At 55.0% G+C, this 20,044-nt stretch carries 19 protein-coding genes; 8 read left to right on the forward strand and 11 right to left on the reverse strand.

The window, feature by feature from the left end; genetic code table 11:
- The first annotated feature begins 90 nt into the window (after positions 1–90).
- From IFT53_RS14450 to IFT53_RS14485, 8 genes are all read left to right on the forward strand, one after another.
- Positions 91–2,730, forward strand: coding sequence for a TIGR02302 family protein (locus IFT53_RS14450; protein WP_192065630.1), 2,640 nt, complete (start codon positions 91–93; stop codon positions 2,728–2,730).
- 172 nt (positions 2,731–2,902) lie between these two features.
- Entirely contained in the window at positions 2,903–3,925 is a 1,023-nt protein-coding gene (gene rsgA / locus IFT53_RS14455) for a ribosome small subunit-dependent GTPase A (protein WP_244656331.1), read from the forward strand.
- Positions 3,926–4,076: 151 nt separating this feature from the next.
- On the forward strand, positions 4,077–4,745 hold the full coding sequence (locus tag IFT53_RS14460; protein ID WP_192065634.1) for a response regulator: 669 nt from the start codon (positions 4,077–4,079) through the stop codon (positions 4,743–4,745).
- On the forward strand, positions 4,742–5,839 hold the full coding sequence (locus IFT53_RS14465; protein ID WP_192065636.1) for a sensor histidine kinase N-terminal domain-containing protein: 1,098 nt from the start codon (positions 4,742–4,744) through the stop codon (positions 5,837–5,839). The genes IFT53_RS14460 and IFT53_RS14465 overlap by 4 nt, the downstream gene beginning before the upstream one ends.
- A gap of 85 nt (positions 5,840–5,924) precedes the next feature.
- A complete protein-coding gene (locus tag IFT53_RS14470; protein ID WP_192065637.1) occupies positions 5,925–6,167 on the forward strand; it encodes a sensor histidine kinase in 243 nt (80 codons plus the stop codon).
- A gap of 82 nt (positions 6,168–6,249) precedes the next feature.
- Positions 6,250–7,239 (forward strand): tripartite tricarboxylate transporter substrate binding protein, encoded by a 990-nt coding sequence (locus tag IFT53_RS14475; protein WP_192065639.1) that lies wholly within the window; start codon positions 6,250–6,252, stop codon positions 7,237–7,239.
- A 10-nt stretch (positions 7,240–7,249) separates the two neighbouring features.
- Positions 7,250–7,690 (forward strand): tripartite tricarboxylate transporter TctB family protein, encoded by a 441-nt coding sequence (locus IFT53_RS14480; protein ID WP_192065641.1) that lies wholly within the window; start codon positions 7,250–7,252, stop codon positions 7,688–7,690.
- The gene (locus tag IFT53_RS14485) at positions 7,690–9,219 is read left to right on the forward strand and encodes a tripartite tricarboxylate transporter permease (protein WP_197980260.1); all 1,530 of its coding nucleotides are present in this window, start codon (positions 7,690–7,692) and stop codon (positions 9,217–9,219) included. The genes IFT53_RS14480 and IFT53_RS14485 overlap by 1 nt, the downstream gene beginning before the upstream one ends.
- Positions 9,220–9,275: 56 nt before the next feature.
- Here IFT53_RS14485 and comJ (IFT53_RS14490) read toward each other — a convergent pair whose 3' ends face one another.
- From comJ (IFT53_RS14490) to tssH, 11 genes are all read right to left on the reverse strand, one after another.
- Entirely contained in the window at positions 9,276–9,749 is a 474-nt protein-coding gene (gene comJ / locus IFT53_RS14490; RefSeq protein WP_192065642.1) for a competence protein ComJ, read from the reverse strand.
- Between the two features lie 73 nt (positions 9,750–9,822).
- Complete coding sequence (comJ, locus tag IFT53_RS14495; RefSeq protein ID WP_192065644.1) at positions 9,823–10,386, reverse strand: competence protein ComJ; 564 nt, start codon at positions 10,384–10,386, stop codon at positions 9,823–9,825.
- Between the two features lie 84 nt (positions 10,387–10,470).
- A complete protein-coding gene (locus IFT53_RS14500) occupies positions 10,471–10,920 on the reverse strand; it encodes a hypothetical protein (protein WP_192065646.1) in 450 nt (149 codons plus the stop codon).
- 8 nt (positions 10,921–10,928) lie between these two features.
- A complete protein-coding gene (locus IFT53_RS14505; RefSeq protein WP_192065648.1) occupies positions 10,929–11,423 on the reverse strand; it encodes a hypothetical protein in 495 nt (164 codons plus the stop codon).
- A complete protein-coding gene (locus IFT53_RS14510) occupies positions 11,420–12,640 on the reverse strand; it encodes a hypothetical protein (protein WP_192065649.1) in 1,221 nt (406 codons plus the stop codon). The genes IFT53_RS14505 and IFT53_RS14510 overlap by 4 nt, the downstream gene beginning before the upstream one ends.
- A gap of 5 nt (positions 12,641–12,645) precedes the next feature.
- Positions 12,646–13,029, reverse strand: coding sequence for a PAAR domain-containing protein (locus IFT53_RS14515; RefSeq protein WP_192065651.1), 384 nt, complete (start codon positions 13,027–13,029; stop codon positions 12,646–12,648).
- A 223-nt stretch (positions 13,030–13,252) separates the two neighbouring features.
- Positions 13,253–13,966, reverse strand: coding sequence for a hypothetical protein (locus IFT53_RS14520; protein WP_192065653.1), 714 nt, complete (start codon positions 13,964–13,966; stop codon positions 13,253–13,255).
- A 7-nt stretch (positions 13,967–13,973) separates the two neighbouring features.
- Complete coding sequence (gene tssI / locus IFT53_RS14525; protein WP_192065655.1) at positions 13,974–16,085, reverse strand: type VI secretion system tip protein TssI/VgrG; 2,112 nt, start codon at positions 16,083–16,085, stop codon at positions 13,974–13,976.
- A 46-nt stretch (positions 16,086–16,131) separates the two neighbouring features.
- Positions 16,132–16,632 (reverse strand): hypothetical protein, encoded by a 501-nt coding sequence (locus tag IFT53_RS14530; protein ID WP_192065656.1) that lies wholly within the window; start codon positions 16,630–16,632, stop codon positions 16,132–16,134.
- Positions 16,633–16,774: 142 nt separating this feature from the next.
- On the reverse strand, positions 16,775–17,251 hold the full coding sequence (locus IFT53_RS14535; protein WP_042619944.1) for an Hcp family type VI secretion system effector: 477 nt from the start codon (positions 17,249–17,251) through the stop codon (positions 16,775–16,777).
- Positions 17,252–17,311: 60 nt separating this feature from the next.
- Positions 17,312–19,972 (reverse strand): type VI secretion system ATPase TssH, encoded by a 2,661-nt coding sequence (gene tssH, locus IFT53_RS14540; RefSeq protein ID WP_192065658.1) that lies wholly within the window; start codon positions 19,970–19,972, stop codon positions 17,312–17,314.
- Positions 19,973–20,044 lie beyond the last annotated feature (72 nt).

Genomic DNA, 20,044 nt, shown 5'->3' on the forward strand with positions numbered 1-20,044 from the left:
AAAGAGTGTTATCCTGACGCTCGTTGCACGGAAATGTTTTGCTGTCTCGGGATGGTGAAATCGGGTGGCCAGAACCGGGAGAACGGATTGATGACCACATCGGGAAAGGGCGGAAAAGGGGCTTTCGAAAACAGGCCTGACCTTGCGCGGCGCGTTGCTTCCAAACGTCTGATCGCAAAGCTGGTCATTGTTTCAGAGCGGATCGCGCCCAAAACCCTGCTCCCGCTTTCTATCGCCGCGCTGTTCGTCTCCCTGTCATGGTTCGGCCTTTACCGGCAGATGCCCGATCTGCTGCGCCTCGCCATCGTTTTCGTTCTCATCTTTGCGTTCATCAGTTCACTTCTGCCGATTGCTCGCCTGAAATGGCCGACGAAGGACGAGGCCTCCCGCTTGCTGGAAGAGCGCAATGGCCTGGCTCACCAACCCGTCGGCGTTCAGGAAGACGAGCCCGCATTCGATACGCCATTTGCGCGGGCGCTTTGGAAAGAGCATCAACTGCGCATGGCAAAGCGGATTGCGGAGCTCGATGCGGGGCTGCCAAAGCCTGACATCGCCCGCCAGGACCCTATGGCGCTGCGCGCCATTCCAGCGCTTGTGCTGTTTGGGGCTTTCGGCTTCTCGTTCTCAAATGGTGCCGGGGACTTTATTGATGCTTTTCGCAACCGTCCCGCAGGCGGACTGACCAATCCGGATATTCGCCTAGATGCCTGGGCCACTCCGCCCTCCTATACTGGACGCGCGCCGATCTTCCTAACAGGCACCAATGCCGCAACAAATGATGTCGTGTCTCTTCCGCAGGGATCGCGGCTCACCATTCGCATGACAGGCGGCAGTGGCGAAGAGGTCATTACCTTTGAGCCGGATGTGGGTGGAGAGGTGAAAACGCTTATCCCCGAAGGCGCTGAAAAGGCCGATGCGCAAACCGTCGCGACAGCTGAAACCAAGGACGCCTCAGCGCCACGCGCACCACGCACCTACGGCATGGATGTGTCGGAAAGCGGCTTGGTGGAAGCGAATGGCCAGCGTTGGCAATTCAATATTATCCCGGATCAAACTCCGACCATTGCGTTTGATAATCTGCCGCGCCGTGCGGTGAATGGCGCATTGGAAATCGGCTTTACTGCCAAGGATGACTACGGCATTCGTGAGGCCCATGCGGTGATTGAACCCCTTGGCGTCGAAACAGGCGCCACGCCGCTATATCCCCCGCCAGAATTCAAATTGGACCTGCCGCGCCAAAATCCCCGCGACATGAAGGGTGTGACCAGTCGCAACCTGACAGAGCACCCGATGGCCGGCAAAAGGGTCCGTATAACCCTTGTCGCGACAGATGGTGCCGGACAAATCGGTCGTAGCCCTCCACAGGAATTGACGCTTCCCGGCAGGAATTTTTCAGAGCCTCTGGCCGCATCCATTGTGGAGCAGCGCCAGATCTTTTCACTCGACACACGACAGATGCCCAAAGCCGTCGCCTTCAACGAAGCCGTGGGCATGAGACCTGCCGAGACAATTCCAAACTCCACGCATTACCTTCTGCTGCAGTCTGCACAGACACGCATGAAGCTTGCGTATAATGAGGAGATGCTGAAAAACACCGCCGATTACCTGTGGGAAATCGCACTCGGCATTGAAGACGGTGATCTTTCACAAGCCGAGAAGCGACTGCGCGATGCACAGGATGCCCTCGCGGATGCCATGGATCGCAAAGCGGGCGACGAAGAGATCGCCAAGCTGATGCAGGAGCTTCGCGACGCCATGAACGAGTTCATGCGTGAACTTGCGCAACGCATGCAGAACACTCCGCAGAACAACATGAACCAGCAGGCGCAGAACGTGCTGCGTCAGCGCGATCTGGAAAACATGATGAACCAGATCGAAAATCTGGCGCGTTCCGGCAACCGCGAAGCAGCACAGGAAATGCTCTCGCAATTGCAGCGCATGATGAACAATCTTCAGGCCGGTCGTCCACAGCGCGGGCAGCAAGGCCAACAGCAGCAGCAAAACAGCCAGTTGCGCCAGCAAGTCGACAAGCTTGGGGAGATCATGCAGCAACAGCAAAAGTTGATGGACGAGACCTTCAAGCTGGATCAGGCACTGCGTGATCGCATGCAGCGAGGCGATCAGCCTGGGGCGCAAGAAGGTGGCGATCCACAAATGGGTGAAAATGGCCAACAGGGCCAGCCACAGCAGAACCCGACAGACAAGATGACGGCCGAGCAATTGCGCGAAGCCTTGAAGAAGCTGCGCCAGCAGCAGGACGGACTTGGAAAGCAACTCGGTGAATTGCAGAAGGGTCTGCGCGATTTGGGTATGGAGCCCGGCCAGAACTTCGGCAAGGCCGAACAGGAAATGAAGGGCGCAGGCCAGGCGCTTGGCGATGGACAGGGCGAACAGGCTGTCGAAGGACAGGGTAACGCCATGAATGCGCTGCGTCAGGGCGCGCAGGATATGATGGGCCAGATCATGCAGGCGATGCGCCAGCAGGGTCAACAGCCCGGCCAAGGCCAAGAAGGCATGATGGGACAGGGCGGCCAGAACGGTCGCGATCCGCTTGGAAGGCCGCGCGAAAGCAACGGCCCGGATTTTGGCGATAATCAGGTCCGGGTTCCCGATGAAATCGACGTTCAGCGTGCCCGCGAAATACTAGAAGCCATCCGAGAGAAGCTGGGCAACAACCCGCCCGGCGAGATCGAGCGTCGCTATCTGGAGCGCCTACTGGACATTCAGTAAGCTGTACAGCGGAGTGCCCGACGGCGACAACCTGGTCTCCTGCGCAAACATCTTGCTAGATGATGAGAACGGTGCTGTGTCTGTGGCAGTTGCTCTATTTTCAGTATAGAACGCAGCATCAAACAGCTCAATCATGCCGTATGCCCTGCGCGCTCGACACAAGGATCACGATTTGGCCCTTTCCAACCCGCCATTCTCACTGGAAACGCTGGGATGGTCAGATTTCTTCGCAGATCAGGTCAAGCAAGATCAGGTGGACCTGGTACCCGCGCGCATTGCCTCTGTTCACCGCGCCCGTATTGAAGCTGTCAATGTCAACGGGCAAGTCGAGCTTGAACTACCTCCCAATTCCAACACTGCAGACTTCGCTGTGGGAGATTGGGTGCTGACTGACCCTGCAACGGGCATGTTTGTCTTACGGCTACAAAGAAAATCCGTGTTTCAACGTCGGCTGGAGGGCGGTCACGGCCACCAGCTCGCCGCAGCCAACATCGATACGCTGTTGATTGTCACGTCATGCAACGCAGATTTCAACCTCACGCGGTTGGAGCGCTATCTCGTTATGGCCAATCAGGCCGAAACAAATCCTGTCATCGTGCTGACCAAGGCTGATACCACTGACGACGCAACAACGTTTCAGCAACAAGCAGAGGCGCTGCAGCGGGATCTGCCCGTTATTGTGCTGAATGCTCGTTCAGCCGATGCGGTCTCCGCGTTACGGCCGTGGTGTGGTGAAGGTCAGACTTTGGCTTTGGTTGGCTCGTCGGGAGTCGGCAAGTCAACGCTTGTCAACACGCTTTCAGGCCTTGGACCAGACGCAATGCAGAAGACTGGGACCATCCGCGAGCAGGATGCGAAGGGACGCCACACGACAACGGCACGATCACTGCATGCCATGTCCAATGGCGGCTGGATCATCGATACGCCGGGCATCAGGACACTTTTTGTCAGCGATGCCAGCGACGGTATCGATACGCTGTTTGCAGAAATCACCGAGCTGGCCCCCTCATGTCGATTTCGCGATTGCACTCACGCCCATGAGCCGGGATGCGCCGTTCAGGCCGCGGTCGCGCGTGGAGAACTTGATGGCGAACGTGTCAAACGCTGGCGCAGCTTGTTGTCCGAAAATCGCGACAGGACACCCGTTGCCACCGGGGCCAAGGGCAACAAAACGATCAAAAAAAAGAAATACTGAGTGCCTGCAATTGATCGACCGGCAACATGCGGTGGCGTGCGGCACACGCCGAACTGTGGGCAGGTAAGCGATTGTAACCTCTCACCAATAAATCCGTTGTTTAGATCGCAAAAAGCTTAGGCCCTCTCATCCCGTTCGGACGGAGCTGTTGATGAAGATATTGCTGATTGAGGACGATACCGAGCTTGCGGAGTGGCTTCTGAAAGCATTGGCTCGCTACAACTTCATGACGGAGTGGTCGGAAGATGGGGCCATCGCCAACCAGCGTCTCCAGACAGAAGAATTTGACGCTGTTATCCTCGATCTGGGACTTCCGGAAATGGAAGGTCGATCGTTGCTATCGACCATGCGAGCGCGTGGAGATGCCACGCCAACGCTTATCCTCACAGCAAGAGACACACTGGCTGAACGAATAGAGAGCCTCCATCAGGGCGCCGATGATTTTCTTGCAAAGCCTTTCGCTGTCGAGGAGCTGGAGGCGAGACTGGTGGCTCTCGTGCGCCGCTCGCATGGTAAGAATGCTGGCACATTTTCATCCGGTCCGCTCAGCTACCATTCTTCCGAACAGCGTTTTTCCCTTCATGGCGAGCCACTGGAACTGACACCGAGGGAGCATTCGATGCTCCGTATTCTTCTTCAACATGCGGGAGAGCCCATGTCGAAACAGAAAATCATCGATCGGATGTTTTCCTATGACGTCGACATCCAATTGGATGCCGTGGAGGTCATCGCCCACCGCCTTCGCAAGAAGCTGGGCGATGATATTCACATCCGTACCCTGAGGGGCCTCGGATATGTTCTCGAGGTCGACCCGACGTGAGAGGGCAAGCGCGGAAAGACCAGGCCGGTCGCCGACTGATTGTCACGCTGGTCATGTGGACTTTGCCAGCATTGATGCTTGGCATGATGTCTACGCTCTGGTTCAGCGCCACCACAATCAACGAACTTGCAGACAGCGCCTATGATCGCTCTCTGGCCGGTGCAATACGGGCCATCGACGCCAATATTTCCACCGAAAGCGGAGGGGTGGGCGTTGAACAGCCCTACCAGCTTTTCAAATTCTTCGAGCTGACGGCTCAGGGCGCGGTTTATTTCAACGTCTATACAGATGATGGTCTGGTTCAAATCGGTGATGTCCTGCTTCCACCTGCTCCAGCCCTTGCGAAAGGCGAACTGCGGTTTCAGGATGAGACCTATCTTGGTCAGCAAATCCGGCTCGGCTCACTGAAGCGCCCTCTTTCGTCAAAGGCGCCGGACGGTACGCAGATCATCATTCAGGTTGCCGAAACGAAAGGATCGCGCATCGGCTTTCAGAATGAATTGATCACGCGCGCCATTCTGCGCGATCTGCTGGTCATAGTGGCGCTGTCCGTTCTGCTGGCTGTTGGTGTCTATGTGGCAGTAAAGCCACTCAACCGTCTGCGTGAAGCAATCGACAAGCGGCAACCGGACGATCTGACATCCATTGAAGTCGCGTCTCTGCCGCTTGAAGTGCGCCCATTGGTGGAGGCGGTCAATCGGCTGATGCAGCGCAATGTCGAGCAGGCCGATCAGCAACGGCGATTCCTAGACGATGCCTCTCACCAACTCAGAACGCCAATGGCGATTTTGAGAACACAGATCGATGTTGCGCTTCATCAGACGGAACTGGACGAGGTTCGAAAGACGCTGACATCATCACGCGATGTGCTTGACCGCTCTGTCCGCACGACAAACCAGCTTCTGGCACTTGCTCGCGCACGAACATCCCATGGCTATGACACATATCCACAGGAGCGAATATCGCTTGAAGAGACCATAGCCGACACAGTTCGAATGCTGTGGTCTCGCATCCGCGCCCGACGCATGGAATGTGTGTTCGACCCACCACCCCACACTGTGCATGTTCGCGCCAATGCCGGGCTTTTGCAGTAGGCACTCGTCAATATCATCGATAATGCTATTGCTTATTCGCCACCTAAATCCGTCATTTCCATTCGACTGCTGGCGGACGAAAAACATGCCATCATCGATGATCATGGACGAGGGTCCAGGGATGAGCGAAGAAGAGATTTCCCATGCCGGCACCCGTTTTAGACGGGGTTCCACAAAGAGGTCTGGCGATGGCAGCGGCCTTGGTCTGGCAATTGCCTTGACCGTGGCGCGTGCATCCGGCGGAACGATGGAGGTGCGCAATCGCGCAGATAAGAGCGGGCTCATCGTCCGCATCTCCTTGCCAAATCTAAACTCGTCCCCGCTTTGAAAGCTGATTGAAAGCTGCAATCGGATATAGCGGAGGCAATGCGGATGGAGGTCCGCATTCTTGATTTCCGGAGGAGATTTTTATGAGCGCCTATATTCGCGCAGCGTCCGCGGCCGCTATTCTATCTGCTGTTTTCACTATTCCAACTATCGCGCTTGCGGAACCCGCAAAACCTGAATGCATCGCACCGGCACAGCCTGGCGGTGGTTTCGACATTACCTGCAAGCTCGCCCAGGCATCCCTGCAGAAGTCTGGCGCACTCAAGGCACCGTTGCGCGTCTCGTATATGCCGGGCGGAATTGGCGCGGTTGCGTATAATGCCATCGTTGGCCAGCGCCGCGCAGAACCCGGTACCATCGTTGCCTTCTCTGCCGGCTCGCTTCTCAATATTGCCCAAGGGAAATTCGGCGCATATTCCGAAAAAGATGTTCGCTGGGTTGCCAATATTGGAACCGACTACGGCGCTGTCGTCGTGCAACAGGACAGCCCACACAAATCCCTCACCGAGTTGATGGCTGCCATCAAAGCCGATCCGACATCTGTCATCATCGGTGCAGGCGGCACTATCGGCAGTCAGGACTGGATGAAAGCGGCCATGGCAGCACGGGCTGCGGGCGTTGATTACAAAGCCATGCGGTTCGTCGCGTTCGAAGGTGGCGGTGATTGCGCGACGGCTCTTCAAGGCGGCCATGTCCACGTCTGCATGAACGATGTCGGTGACAGCCAGGCGGCAATCGATGGCGGCGCACCGCTGAAACTTCTCGCCATCTTCTCTGAGCAGCGCCTTGCCGGGAAGCTCGCCAATGTGCCGACCGCTGTCGAGCAGGGTTTTGACATCAAGTGGCCCATCGCACGCGGCTTCTATGTCGGACCAGAGGTTAGCGATGCGGATTACAAATGGTGGGGTGATGCTTTTGCCGCGACCATGAAGTCTCCAGAATATGCAAAGCTGCTTGAGGAACGCAATCTGTTTCCATTGCCGATGACGGCGGACGAAACCACTGCATTCGTCAACAAACAGGTCGCCGCATATAAAACACTTGCCGCCGACTTTGGCCTGACGACAAAGTAGGATTGCAACAATGACACAGGATCGCTTCCTCGGCGTCGCAGCGCTAGCGTTGGCCGCTTTCATGATAGCTAATGGCTATAATCTGCAAGCGCCATTTGCCTACGAACCGGTAGGACCACGCGCATTTCCATTGATGGCCGCAGGCGTCACTGCGATATGCGGGTTGCTGCTTGTGCTGAAACCCGGGCAAGCTGATACGACAGACGGATCGGGCATCAGTCGCCCGATCCTCGTTCTTGCTGTTTGCCTTATGTCCTACGCTCTCCTTTTCCAGCCACTCGGCTTTGTCCTATCGACAACGGTGATGATGGTTCCGATTGCGATGGTGTTTGGAGCGCTGTGGTGGCAGGGCGCGATCACAGGTGTGCTGCTTGCCGTTTCATCCTACCTCCTCTTCGACAAAGTCCTGGACGTTATCTTGCCCGTTGGGCCCTTGGGGGGAATGATCTGATGGAAACCCTGTCTTATCTGGGCCATGGCTTCGGCATTGCGCTGCAGCCAACCAATGTTTTCCTGGCTGCCATTGGGGCCGTTGTCGGGACCATGGTTGGCGTATTGCCTGGTCTTGGCCCGATCAACGCCGTTGCCATGCTGGTTCCCGTTGTCTTTGCACTCGGTCTCACACCGGAGTCATCCCTGATCCTGATGGCCGCAATCTACATCGGCTCGGAATATGGCGGCAGAATTAGTGCAATCCTTCTGAACGTTCCCGGCGAAGCGTCGGCCGTCATGACCGCCATAGAAGGATATCCGCTGGCTCGGCAGGGTAAGGCGGGTATCGCTCTGTCGCTATCTGCCTGGACGTCCTTCGTCGGGTCAGCGATCGCCACCGTCGGCATCGTACTGGCGGCTCCCGTTCTGGCGCGCTGGGCGCTCGCCTTTGGCCCTATAGAATATGTTGCGCTGATGGTGTTTGCCTTCGCATGCCTGACAGGCCTGCTGACGGACCAACCCGTCAAGGCACTGCTTGCCATTATGCTTGGCCTTGCAATTTCGACAGTGGGCATTGACGCAAATTCCGGCGTCTATCGCTACACCTTCGGCTCACCCAATCTCGTGGATGGCGTCCAGTTTGCCACCGTCGTCATCGGTCTCTTCGCCATCAGCGAACTCCTGATCATGCTTGAGAGCATGAAAGGTGGAGCCGCCCCGCGCATCAAGCAGCTTGGGCGACAGCTTTTCAACCGTGCAGAGATGAAGTTCACCAATGCTGCGACACTGCGTGGATCTCTGATTGGTTTTTTCGTGGGTATCCTCCCCGGTGCTGGAGGAACGGTTGCCTCTGCACTCTCCTACACCACCGAAAAGCGCGTGGTTGAGCGGAGTGATCCTGAAGGCAGCCTTTTTGGCAAAGGTGATATGCGCGGCCTCGCATCTGTTGAAGCCGCCAACAACAGCGCTTCGAACAGCAACTTCATCCCTATGCTGACGCTGGGTATTCCAAGTTCGGGGACTACCGCCATCATGCTCGGTGTCCTCACGCTCTACAATATCACACCCGGACCTGCACTTTTTCGCTCGCAGCCGGATCTGATATGGGGCCTGATTGCATCACTGTTCATTGGCAACATCATTCTGCTGGCAATCAACATTCCCTTAGTCGGCCTGTTTGCAAAAATGCTCTCCGTGCCAGCCTGGGTGCTTGTGCCCTTCATCGTAATCATCAGCACCATCGGCGTCTATTCCGGCAAGTCGACCACTTTTGATCTGGTGGTGATGGTGGTGCTTGGCGTGGGAGCCTATTTCCTAAGACGGTTTGGCGTACCCATGGCACCGCTCATTCTCGGGCTCGTGCTTGGAAAAATACTGGAGCAGTGCTTGAGGCGGGCACTCTCCCTCTCTGCGGGTGACGTGGCGATCCTCTGGTCTAGCCCAATTTCTATCGCTCTTTGGGTCATGGCTGTCGCTGTCCTGCTCACACCCCTTCTGATGCCACGGTTTAGAAAATGGCGGGAAAAGAGCGCGGTGGAAACCGACTGAGGACGCGCACATCCTCGGTCCCATCTCACCGGAGAAGCAAAAGCAGGTACGACTTGTCAGGTGCGCTGCGCATCCATACGCAACACCTTGTCGGTGGCAAGTCGCCCCTGCTTTAGAACTTCAAAGGATGGCTCCGCAGACTTTATAAACGTCAGCCACAGCACGTAGGTATATCCAGCGCCCGGCATGGCGGAGCCGGGCAAGGCTTGAAAAACAAGGATATAAAGCCCTTTTGGCACGAAGACGTCACGCATATTTGTGACCGTACCGATCTTCAAAAGTGCACTCACCTCGAAAGGAACCTGAACCGCCCACTCAGCGCCAGCATCCAGTTTCAGTTCATCAGAGACATTAACGCGAAGCAAGCACTGCCCATCGTGATCCGGCACTCCGAAACTGACTATGCCGTCCGACCAAGCAAAGCCTTGATCTACGTGATCATCATCCCAAAGCAAGCCCGGCAGGTGCAGCTCAGCGTGATGAACGACAAGTTGGGTGTACAATATTGTTAAATCGAATTCTGTAAGCACAGCAGAAATCTCGCGGCTAGAAAATTATATTCAGAATATAAGAACATGAATTTTCCAGATCAGCCAGAGACATCTATTCCGCGGGCTGAGCCACCAACTCCAATTCGGACGACACATCCATTTCGTTGTCTGCTTTGCGAATTTCAAATACAGGATTATCGTCTTTTACAAACCTAAGCCGAATGCCGTGCTCGAACTGCTTCCACTCGTGAACGCCGCGAGCCAGCAGTTCAAAAAACAATTGATATTTCGCGGCCTCTCCAATCGAGACCCTTTTTTCTTCCGTGATAGAGCCAACAGTAACGGAATTGTCTTTGATCCGAACAAACGGCGTCAGAATGATCCGCGTCGGTTCACCAACGAGGGCTGACGCCTCCGAATTCTGAAGCACTTCCACAATGTAGTTCTCACCTTCGGGCACTCTGAACGAGACGCTCTCGGCGCGCCAGGAAAACCCTTGCGAGACGTGACGCGGTTTCCAATCATTAAATGGATTGTCGAGACCGTGATTGAAAACTGCCAGTTGCTGGTGGCTTATAAAAAGAGGAGTAATTTTCGTGATTGTCATCACCCTGCGCACCGGCCTCAAGTTTTTCCGGAGTGTTTTTACCGGAAAACTAAAGCCTTTCTTGGTCATGCTGGCGCATTTCTCAAGTAATTCACGACTCATATCTCGCAATAATACTTTGAATCATCACAACACCGGTGAAAATATTCAACATCAAGAGACTTCAACATTGAAGGTGCGCCAATGATCGAAAAATTCTTTAACCTGTTTTTTGGGAGAATTAGTTCCGTTTTTCACCAGTGCCGAATACGTTACACCGCCCTTATCCGATATACTCGAGATTAGCTTACCAATTCTCTCTGGAGATGAGGCGACGACGAATATATCCCTGTCGTCACTGACGTAGATGCACGCGTATCCGGGAGAGAAAATGAATTTGTCCTGATCTACAAATTCGCTTTCAGTTTTTACAGCTTCTGAAAAGGATTGTACTTTTACGTGGTCGTCCGGCTTTCCAGCGACCGTAATAAACAGGTCGCGACCCGCAAAGAACTCATCGAAAGACTCATATTCTTCATCGCTCAACCAATCAACGCCGAAAAAAATCTTGTAATCGTTCTCCGCGCAGAACTCTTCATCGATACCAAAGCGATCAAATTTCATCGTAAACCTCAACTCGACGGGCTGCCGGGATATCTATATTTCCGGAAGGGTCTTCCGTTCGGCTTTATGATATCCAGTGTAGGGCCGTTGCTTTTACTATTGGGCCTGACCGTCACCGTGCGGCCATCAGTGAGCTTACCAATTCGTACACCGTTGCCCTTGTCAACCTCGTTGCCTTCTACGAGGTCATCGAAGTCTTTATTTGCATCATCGAACGTGCCGGCCCGGTCCTTGTTGAAGTCCTTATCACCGGGCTTTTGAACCGAATCTGCATCCATCTCAGCGATTTTTTCTTCTTCTTTCTTTGCTTTCTCCTCGGTGCAATCTCCCGTGCATTCAGATGCATCACTGTTATTCAACGTGTTGCTCGCGTCACTATCAGCCTCTGACATTTCGCTGACGATATAGATGCCGCCAATGGTGGCGACGGCGAGGAGACCATAAGCAACCCAGCCTGGTGGCCCACCTGCCAGAAGTGGAGCGCCTAGCGCAAGTGATGTCATGAAGACACCTCGCTGTTGCTTGCTGCGGTTTCCACCGACCTGAATAACAAGCGAACCTTGGTGTCGGGCGCGTGTTCACCGCCATTTCTCATGTACTCGACGACACCGGGCTGGCGCATGAGCTGGCCCTTAGCGATGGCCTGCAAATAACACCAACGACCGAGATCCGCTTCAGACCGCACGCCGAGCGATCTCGCTTCTGTCATATGCGATGCTATCCAGCGGTCACGATCTTGCTGCTTGAGGTGACGCAGGTGGCTTGAAGCATTCCGCTCCAGATAGTGTGAAATGCGTTGGGAGGATACTTCATCTCGCAGCAGAGAGATATTCTTAATCTGAACTGGGGAAAGCCTCAGTACGTCTTTGCCGTGATGTTGCGCAGACGACGCTTGTCTTGCCCTCTTGACGCCGCCGCCCCAAACCTTATCCGGCGCGAAGATAATCTGCGTCGCGGGGCCGAACAGACGCGCGAGTTGAGCCTCATCCAGAGCCGGGATCATCTGCATCATGACATTTGCGTCCGCGTGTCTGAAGATGACCATTTCCTGCCCGGCGGATGTCAGGTGTTCTGACGGCCACACATCGCCTGCGGTGGCAACCTCCTCGTCATTCCGGACGCGCGACACTTCGTTTGGAGACTGGTTATCTTTCCAGTTTTTCGGCACGGATATGCGGTTGAGGCCCCGCAGGTGTTTATAGAGGTCCTCGGAATTCAAAGATCTTTCACCCGACCAGAAAACAGCCGCGGGCTTTCCATCGCAAAGCGCCACGATTTGCCGAAGACGCTCGATGACCAAACCCGGGGCATGGCTAAACTGTGCAGGCAGCATTCCGCCGCCGGTCGCATCACCCGCCTCAAGCGCCGAGACCATGTTTGCAGAAAGTGCGGCAGAGTGTGCCTCGAGGTCCTCATCAGAAATGTAGTCTGCGCCCTCATCGACCAAGGTCTGGTCAATCGTTTTGGGGAGCGCGGCTTGATACGGGTCGATCAGCCATGGACCTCCGACGATAACCGTATAGTCACCACCTCCGTAACGATAGAGCGGCCTGTGAGAGACATTGGCTGCCTTCAACAGCTTGGGAAGATCATCAAATTGGGATCCGTCCATTGCGACGTAAACGCGGTGGTCTGGATCGGACACAAGTTCTGAAACACTTTTCAGCAAAGCCTGAGCGACTGAAGACAGTTGGGTCTCGTCAATAGCATCAGGTGTCATGAAATCTACCCTCGCACCATCGGCATCGACTGAGACGCCATGCTTTTCTGACACTCCGTCCCGCCCGCACCACCGGAGCCGGAACTACCCTCATCACCGATGAAGACATTGCCCGAACCCGTCTGCGCCTGCCCGCCACAATCAATAGCATCACCGATACGCCCGGCAGGCTTGCCGTTGATGAAGACAGTGGATGACCCAGCAGCCAACTTGCGCCCATGGACAGGCTCCGGGCACACCGGGCAACCATGCGGCACATAGGCATCACCCACACGCATCAACGGCTTGTTGTTGACGAAGACATTGGGGCTCCCGCCAGTGGCGAGGGTTGGCGGGAAGTGGCAGGAGTGGCCGGAGCCTCTGTCAGTGCGGCGGTGGGCTGGGGGCAAGTTGCATCCTCCTCTCATTGATACTCATCGATCTCTCACAAAGAGCCACCAAAATGCGGTCGCTACTACACAGGCGCAGAAAAGTTGCATCGCAACATATGGATACAAAGGAGTGATAGTCGTCGACGGATTATTCTGGCCCAGAACAAATGCCCCTGGCAGTGAAAACAACAAGACGATATTGAAGACAGCCTTCAAGAATCCATATTTTTTCATTTTACCTCTACCAGTAAGGCTCTAGACCTCGGTTGATTATGTCTAGGAACGATGTGTTCTGTACTTTTTCCAACTCTTCATCTGAAGCTTCCCCTTTTCCATGGCGCTCGGTTATTTCTGACCTGATTTCCTCGAGGTTACTTACCATTACTTCATGAGCGATAAGTAAAGCTGCAACGAATGCTGCCGCCCAGATACCCAAAGCCGCCCCCCATCTTATGGCGGCGGCTTCCAAGACTGCGCTTCCAGCTCCCAAAAGCATCCGCCGTTTTGCGGCTTCAAGTCCGGCCCGAAGACTGTTTTCACTGATGGCTTTCGCTGCACCGGCGTTAAAGGAGCCCCGAACCGCCCCCCCAAGCCCCCCCACTCCTATGACTTCCAGAACTATCACAGCGATCAACTGGTATCCGAACTCTTCTATCAGTTCGTCGTTACTCTTGTGGCGCCGTACATAATATTCAGCTTGGTGCATAGAGAGCGAAACAATCCGGATGACGTCGGCAAAGAAAAGCGAGTCTTGTCCCCATACGCGTGCTGTTTCTTGAAGCGTAGCATCCCGTAGTTTGTGTCGGTCAGACTGACTGCGAACAGATGGATAAGCATACATGGCGCCAAGAATTCCGAAGGCATGTTTTCGGTTGTCAGCAATGTGCGTCTGGTCAACCGCGAAAATCCCGCAGTACCTCACCAATACTTTATTTTCTTCGGCCGATAACGACATAACTACCTCAATTTAGATTGATTCTCTGACCGTTAATCGAGATCGTCACGCCGTCTAACGTAATCGTGCCATCTGCTTTCATTGAAAGCCTTGCTTTTCCGCATCTGAGCGTGAGTGATTTGGCTGAGGAAAGGTAGTAAGCTCCACCTGATGTCACAGTGAAATTGCCGTTAACGTTCTCACTTTTGTTTTTTCTCGTTACGATCGAATAATTCATTCCAATGTTCTCGGTCTTATCACCCTTGATGAATTCGAAAGCTCCGCGACCGACCGAAACCGTGTGGCGACCGTCTATTCCGACGGTGTAATCTCCTGGATCGGATATTGGCATCATGTTGTTGACCAAAGTGTAAGCTCCGGCCGATACCTTATTTGTCAAGTTTCCCAGATTATGAACAGCGGATGATGCGAATTGGCTTGGGCCAATGTTTAGCGTCATAGATCCGCCTACAACATTGTATGCCGAGCCAGCTGTTTCACTCATCCTGTTTCGCCCAACGGTATCAAGTGAGTTCTGTTCGACTACAGCGGAACGATGATTCTTCACGATAGTGTTCATATCCTTCTGGGCGTGAACACGAATTTCTTCTTCATTTGTCGCATCCTCAAATCTTAACTCGTTGAAGCCATGCCCTTTGTGCGTCTTGGTTTTGAATGTTGAACGCGTCTTGTTAGCCGGCAAATCATACGGCACCGTCTGACGCGCATTCGGCACCACCCCCGTCACCAAAGGCCTATCCGGATCACCATCCACAAACGCAACCATCACTTCCATGCCGATGCGCGGTATGATCTGGCCGCCCCAGGTAGAGCCTGCCCAGTTTTGGGCGACGCGGACCCAGCAAGTATCGGTGCCATCCTTTTTGGCCTTGCGGTCCCACGGGAACCACAGCTTGATACGGCCGTATTGATCCGGGTGGATTTCTTCATCTTCGGGACCGGCGACGATGGCGACCTGCGTGCCTTCAATCTTCGGGCGTTTCGTCGAGCGGTGCGGGGTGAGGGGTACGCGGGCGGGGATGGCTTCGAAGGTGTTGCGGTATTCCGGCTCGTTGCTGTTGGTCTCATAGGAGCGATCCACAATGGTGTGGCTCGCTTTTAAGATGACGTGTTCTTCGTATTCGTGTTCGGGGTGGGCAACCTCGTATGGGGTGAAGCGGCGACCGGCTTCGAGAATGCGGGAGGTCGATCCGCCGAAGACGCGGTCGTGGTCGGCTTCGATCGATTGCGCACGCAGCTTTTGGGCGCGCTCTGCCTCTTCCACGGTCTTGATGCGGGCGGGATATTCATAAAGCTCACGCTTGGTCGCGTCCGGCATCTGTACAAGTGACGGCGTCATATTGCCTGGCACCATTCCAGGTGTCTCGAAATTCCAATCTGCACCGGCGCGCTGGCCCGAGACATAGGAAAAGCGGCGTGCCCAGTCATTGATATGGTTGCGATCCGAAGAACCCTGTGCCAACCTCACCTTGCCTTCGCCTTGTGCTGAAGGTGATGGTCCAAGCCATCCATTGGCGGTATCGGCCACATGCAGCTTGTGAGAACCGTCCTCGTGGCTAAACCAGTAAAACAGCCCATCTTCTTCGAAACGTCTCAGTAAATAAGACAGGTCATCTTCGTTGAACTGCACGCTATAGTGTTGCACAGGCGGAACTTTGATGATGCCTGAAGTATCCGGGGCGGGAATGCCGTGCTCGGAAAAAAGCGTTTCAACGATATCAACCGATGTCTTGTCCATCCAGATGCGGCAATCGGAGCGGCGGGATAGAAGCCACATTTGCGGGCGGATGGTCATGGCGTAGGAACGAAGACCACGAGTGATCGGCGGCCCCTCATGCAGGTCGGTCACCAAACCGTTGAAGGGGCGGCGGATGCCGCTTCCTTCTTCGCCATCGCCCTGTTGCACCTCGATTGACACATCGACCAAGCGACCGATCAGCTCTTCCGGCTTCACTGCTTCCTTCTTGGCACGGACATTCAGCTGTATCTCGAACAGTTGCGAAACACCCTCGTTGATGACCATCCGCTCGGGCAGCAGTTGGTCTTCGCCGAGCGGCGACTTGACCTTCAAAACACGACTGGCCTGGATGAAATCGGACGACGATGGTTGTTCGGTCACAGTCTATCTCCGCTATACATACGCAAAAATCTCGAGCTCAACGCAATTAGAGACGCTCTCCGACGAGATATGCATATTTGAACTTCGTCGCGTTGTTTGGGACGTCATCGATTTTTGGACCGAACATCAGCTCAGGCGTCAAAACGGTGCCGATCTCTTTTCCCGATTGCGCAGTTCCCAGCAGGTAGATGTCTCGCGACATGAACACCTGATTACCGAAGGAATTGCCGATCGCGTAATTGACCTGCAAGGCGAATGCACCGTGGCCTTTCTGGAGAAGGGCTTGCTTGATCTTGGCATCATTCGCCTTCAGCCACTTCTTGAGCCAGACCGATAGCGAGTATTCATTGACCCCACCCGAGATCTGGCTGAAAACTGCAGCGACAGCACCGCCAGCGGCCATCCGCGAATTGAATTGGCGAGGCCCATCCGGCAGAGACATATAGGATGAGTCAGGACCCTTACCCATGCGTTGAACAGGTACGACCTCATCCTGGCGCACCGGGCGCACGACGAAAGAGTCCGTTGAAACAGCGAAATTTGGCATTGATAACTTCTCCCAGCAGCGTCCGAGAGCGGACGGTAAACACCTGGCACAAATGGAACCTGCGCGTATCCGAACTGTCGGAACTGCGATGACGCAAGAGCTGGCCCGGCGCCCTATGGAAGCGCCGGGCCAAACCGATTTGTTAGCCGGCCTTGGTTGTTGCCAGATCGTAAGAAGCGATCATTGGCGCCTGCTGCGTGTTGTTTTCATCGGCAGGCGTGTACTTAACTTCCATTTTGGTGAAGTTGAGCTTGATGGTCTCCACGGGGCGATCACCGCTGGAATCGACGGAGTAGCTGGCGATCAGTGTGTTCGTCAGCAGGTACTGGATGTAGGTGTTGCCTGGGTCACCCGTGGTAACGAGATGGATCGTTGCAAGCTTGCCCTGACGGCCAGAGCACGCTTCGCTGAAAAGCTTTGTGGAGGACGAGTCGCTGACTTTCGTGAGAATGACTTCCGAAATGGTGGGCTCGGAGGCTTCACGGTTTGCAGCAGAACCAGCAGAGGTGTTCATGTTGCGGGAAACATTCCAGTGAATGGCCTCGATATCCATCCACTTCCGGTGTTCTTCGTGAGTCGCATCACCCTGAATACCGTCGATCTGCAAATAAATTGGCATGCTTAATGCTCCTGTAGCTAATGAAAGACCTCTTGCTCCGAGGTCGTGTTTGCCTCTCAACTACTGCCGCATGCGCCGGGACTTCCCATCCGACGCGGCAACTTTATCCACTGCACCCTTTTTGGCTGCTGCGAATTCATCACTTTCCCCAGCCGCTCCGACAATGATGTCGAAACCGCTTTCACCAAAATCGACAGTAATCCGCTTCACCTTCTCACCAGCGATGACCTTTTCGAGGAAAAAACTGGAGAGTGGCGGCAACAAATCCCTGCCAATCATGATTTCGATGGCGCGTGCGCCAATTTCGCTCGAGCCCGCCCGTCCGACCAGCGCATCACGGGCGCGATCTGAAAGAGCCAACTCCGTGCCGTAAGCATCGTGAACGCGTCCGCTGACCTTAGCGATCTGCATATCGACGATACGGGAAAGCTGCTCCGGCCCTAAAGGCATGAACGGCAGAATGACCGTTCGTCCCAGGAATGCCGGTTTGAACTGTTTCGTCAGTTCCGGCATGAGCAGCGCTTCAAGCGCCTCTCCATCCGGCATCGTATCCGGGTCGGCAGCGAGCGCAGTCAACAGTTCCGAACCTGTGTTCGCCGTCATGAAGATGGTCGTGTTCTTGAAGTCGATGTCCCGGCCCTCGCCGTCCTTCAACATGCCCTTGTCGAAAACCTGATAAAATATATCCTGAACGCCGGGATGTGCCTTGTCGATTTCGTCCAGCAACAGGACCCCGAACGGGCGGCGGCGGACCGCCTCAGTCAACACGCCGCCTTCACCGTACCCGACATAACCGGGGGGTGAACCGAGAAGGAGCGAGACCTTATGCTCTTCCTTGAATTCGGACATGTTGATCGTCGTAAGGTGGCTGTTACCGCCGTAGAGCATGTCAGCTAGCGAAAGCGCGGTTTCAGTCTTGCCCGTGCCTGACATGCCAACCAGCAGGAACACTGCAGGCGGGCGACGCGGATCAGACAGACCGGCGCGGGCGGCGCGCATGGCATCGGCAATACGATCAATCGCCCAATCCTGACCCACAACCCGTTGTTTCATGCGCTGGTCAAGCGATCTCGCACTTTCGATTTGGTCCGCCAGCAACTTGCCGAGGGGGATACCAGTCCAGCGCGAGACGACAGCGGCGATCATTTCCCTATCAACAACGGTCGGGACCAACCTCTCGTCACTGTTGTCAGGGGCGATTGCCAAAGCTTTGCGCTTCTTTTTGGCAGAACTATCGGGCGCCCTGCCCTTGTCGTCTTCTTGAGCACTCAGCACGGCGATTTCGGCGTCGTAGCGCGAGTGCAGCCCTTCAATAGCCGTGTCCAGATTTCCAATTTCGGACTTAGTCGCATAAATGCGGGCGGTTATGTCCTCGCTTGCTGGTTCACGCGCCAGCCATTCCAGTTCGGTGGAAAGGAGTGTTCGTTCATTCTCCATGGATCGCAGCTTTTCAGGAAGCGTCTGGCGTGCCAGCGACACAGCGGCAGATGCCGTATCCAACAAACTGACGGCCTTGTCGGGCAGTTGGCGGGCGGGCATGTAACGAGCGGACAATTGCACCGCGGCGACAATCGCCTCATCGCGGATAACGACGCCGTGATGCTGCACAAAACTATCCGCAACACCACGCAACATCCGAATGGCCGTCGCTTCATCCGGCTCGCGCACATGCACAGGTTGGAACCGCCGGGTCAGAGCCGCATCCTTCTCGAAGTATTTCTTGTATTCAGCCCAGGTGGTGGCGGCGACAGTCCGAACTTCACCTCTGGCAAGTGCAGGCTTTAATATATTTGCTGCATCGCCCTGCCCGCTGGCGCCACCCGCACCAACCAGACCATGTGCTTCATCGATGAAAAGAATGATGGGATCAGTTGAACGCTTTACCGCGTCAATCACCCCGTGCAACCGCCTCTCAAACTCTCCCTTAACGCCAGCCCCGGCCTGAAGCAGCGACAGATCGAGGCTCAACAGCCGAACATTTCGCAATTTTTCGGGCACGTTGCCTGACACGATTTCCAGCGCCAGAGCTTCGGCGACTGCGGTTTTGCCAACGCCAGCCTCTCCCACCAGAATAGGGTTGTTCTGCCGACGGCGAGTCAGGATATCAACCATCTGGCGAAGTTCGTCGTCACGGCCAATGACAGGATCCAGCTTTCCCGTCCGCGCATCGTCCGTCATGTCCTGCGTGTAGAGGCGCAAGAAATCATTCTGCTCTTTGCCAGCACCGCCGAGCGCCGGATCTGTCCGATTCTCTGTCGGTTGCGACACATCTTCGCTTCGCAAACGCTCTAAAGCGCCGCGATCCATGAGTTTAAGCGACGGAAAAGCGGCGCGGACCATGCTGCGCAGCGATGCGTCCTCGTCCAAAGCCAGCAAAAGATGCAGCAGCGCAATCTTTGGGCGGCCATCCTGCAGGGATGCCAGAAGCCAGGCCTCACGTCCTGCAGTCAACACGTTTTGCGAGAGCGCCAGCGCTTCTCCATCACCAATCGCAGCCTCATCGAGAGCACGATCAATCTCGGATTGGAGCTTGTCTGTCGGTATCTGAAGTTGCTGGAAAAGGTCAGCGTTGGTGTCCGATTCCACAACTGCACACAACCAGTGAGAAATATCTACAAATTGATGACCGCGCCGCGCAGCTATAGATGCAGCGCTTTCAAGCGACACGCGCAACCCCGGCTCAAGCGCTTCTACAAGGCGATTGAGATCAATTTGCGACATGCAGCGAGCCTCCAGTTTGGATCATTCCACAACGTGACGTGGCATAGTTAGGTTGCTAAAACTCGCTTGTCT

This window comes from Rhizobium sp. CFBP 13644, assembly GCF_014842165.1.
Taxonomy (GTDB): domain Bacteria; phylum Pseudomonadota; class Alphaproteobacteria; order Rhizobiales; family Rhizobiaceae; genus Agrobacterium; species Agrobacterium tumefaciens_C.

What these genes read in the sequence shown, in the direction of transcription:
- IFT53_RS14450 (WP_192065630.1), top strand. Translation starts at nt 91, where the DNA reads ATGACCACATCGGGAAAGGGCGGAAAAGGGGCTTTCGAAAACAGGCCT.
- IFT53_RS14460 (WP_192065634.1), top strand. Translation starts at nt 4,077, where the DNA reads ATGAAGATATTGCTGATTGAGGACGATACCGAGCTTGCGGAGTGGCTT.
- IFT53_RS14470 (WP_192065637.1), top strand. Translation starts at nt 5,925, where the DNA reads ATGCCATCATCGATGATCATGGACGAGGGTCCAGGGATGAGCGAAGAA.
- IFT53_RS14475 (WP_192065639.1), top strand. Translation starts at nt 6,250, where the DNA reads ATGAGCGCCTATATTCGCGCAGCGTCCGCGGCCGCTATTCTATCTGCT.
- IFT53_RS14480 (WP_192065641.1), top strand. Translation starts at nt 7,250, where the DNA reads ATGACACAGGATCGCTTCCTCGGCGTCGCAGCGCTAGCGTTGGCCGCT.
- IFT53_RS14485 (WP_197980260.1), top strand. Translation starts at nt 7,690, where the DNA reads ATGGAAACCCTGTCTTATCTGGGCCATGGCTTCGGCATTGCGCTGCAG.
- comJ (WP_192065644.1), bottom strand. Translation starts at nt 10,386, where the DNA reads ATGACCAAGAAAGGCTTTAGTTTTCCGGTAAAAACACTCCGGAAAAAC.
- IFT53_RS14500 (WP_192065646.1), bottom strand. Translation starts at nt 10,920, where the DNA reads ATGAAATTTGATCGCTTTGGTATCGATGAAGAGTTCTGCGCGGAGAAC.
- IFT53_RS14505 (WP_192065648.1), bottom strand. Translation starts at nt 11,423, where the DNA reads ATGACATCACTTGCGCTAGGCGCTCCACTTCTGGCAGGTGGGCCACCA.
- IFT53_RS14510 (WP_192065649.1), bottom strand. Translation starts at nt 12,640, where the DNA reads ATGACACCTGATGCTATTGACGAGACCCAACTGTCTTCAGTCGCTCAG.
- IFT53_RS14520 (WP_192065653.1), bottom strand. Translation starts at nt 13,966, where the DNA reads ATGTCGTTATCGGCCGAAGAAAATAAAGTATTGGTGAGGTACTGCGGG.
- IFT53_RS14530 (WP_192065656.1), bottom strand. Translation starts at nt 16,632, where the DNA reads ATGCCAAATTTCGCTGTTTCAACGGACTCTTTCGTCGTGCGCCCGGTG.
- IFT53_RS14535 (WP_042619944.1), bottom strand. Translation starts at nt 17,251, where the DNA reads ATGCCAATTTATTTGCAGATCGACGGTATTCAGGGTGATGCGACTCAC.
- tssH (WP_192065658.1), bottom strand. Translation starts at nt 19,972, where the DNA reads ATGTCGCAAATTGATCTCAATCGCCTTGTAGAAGCGCTTGAGCCGGGG.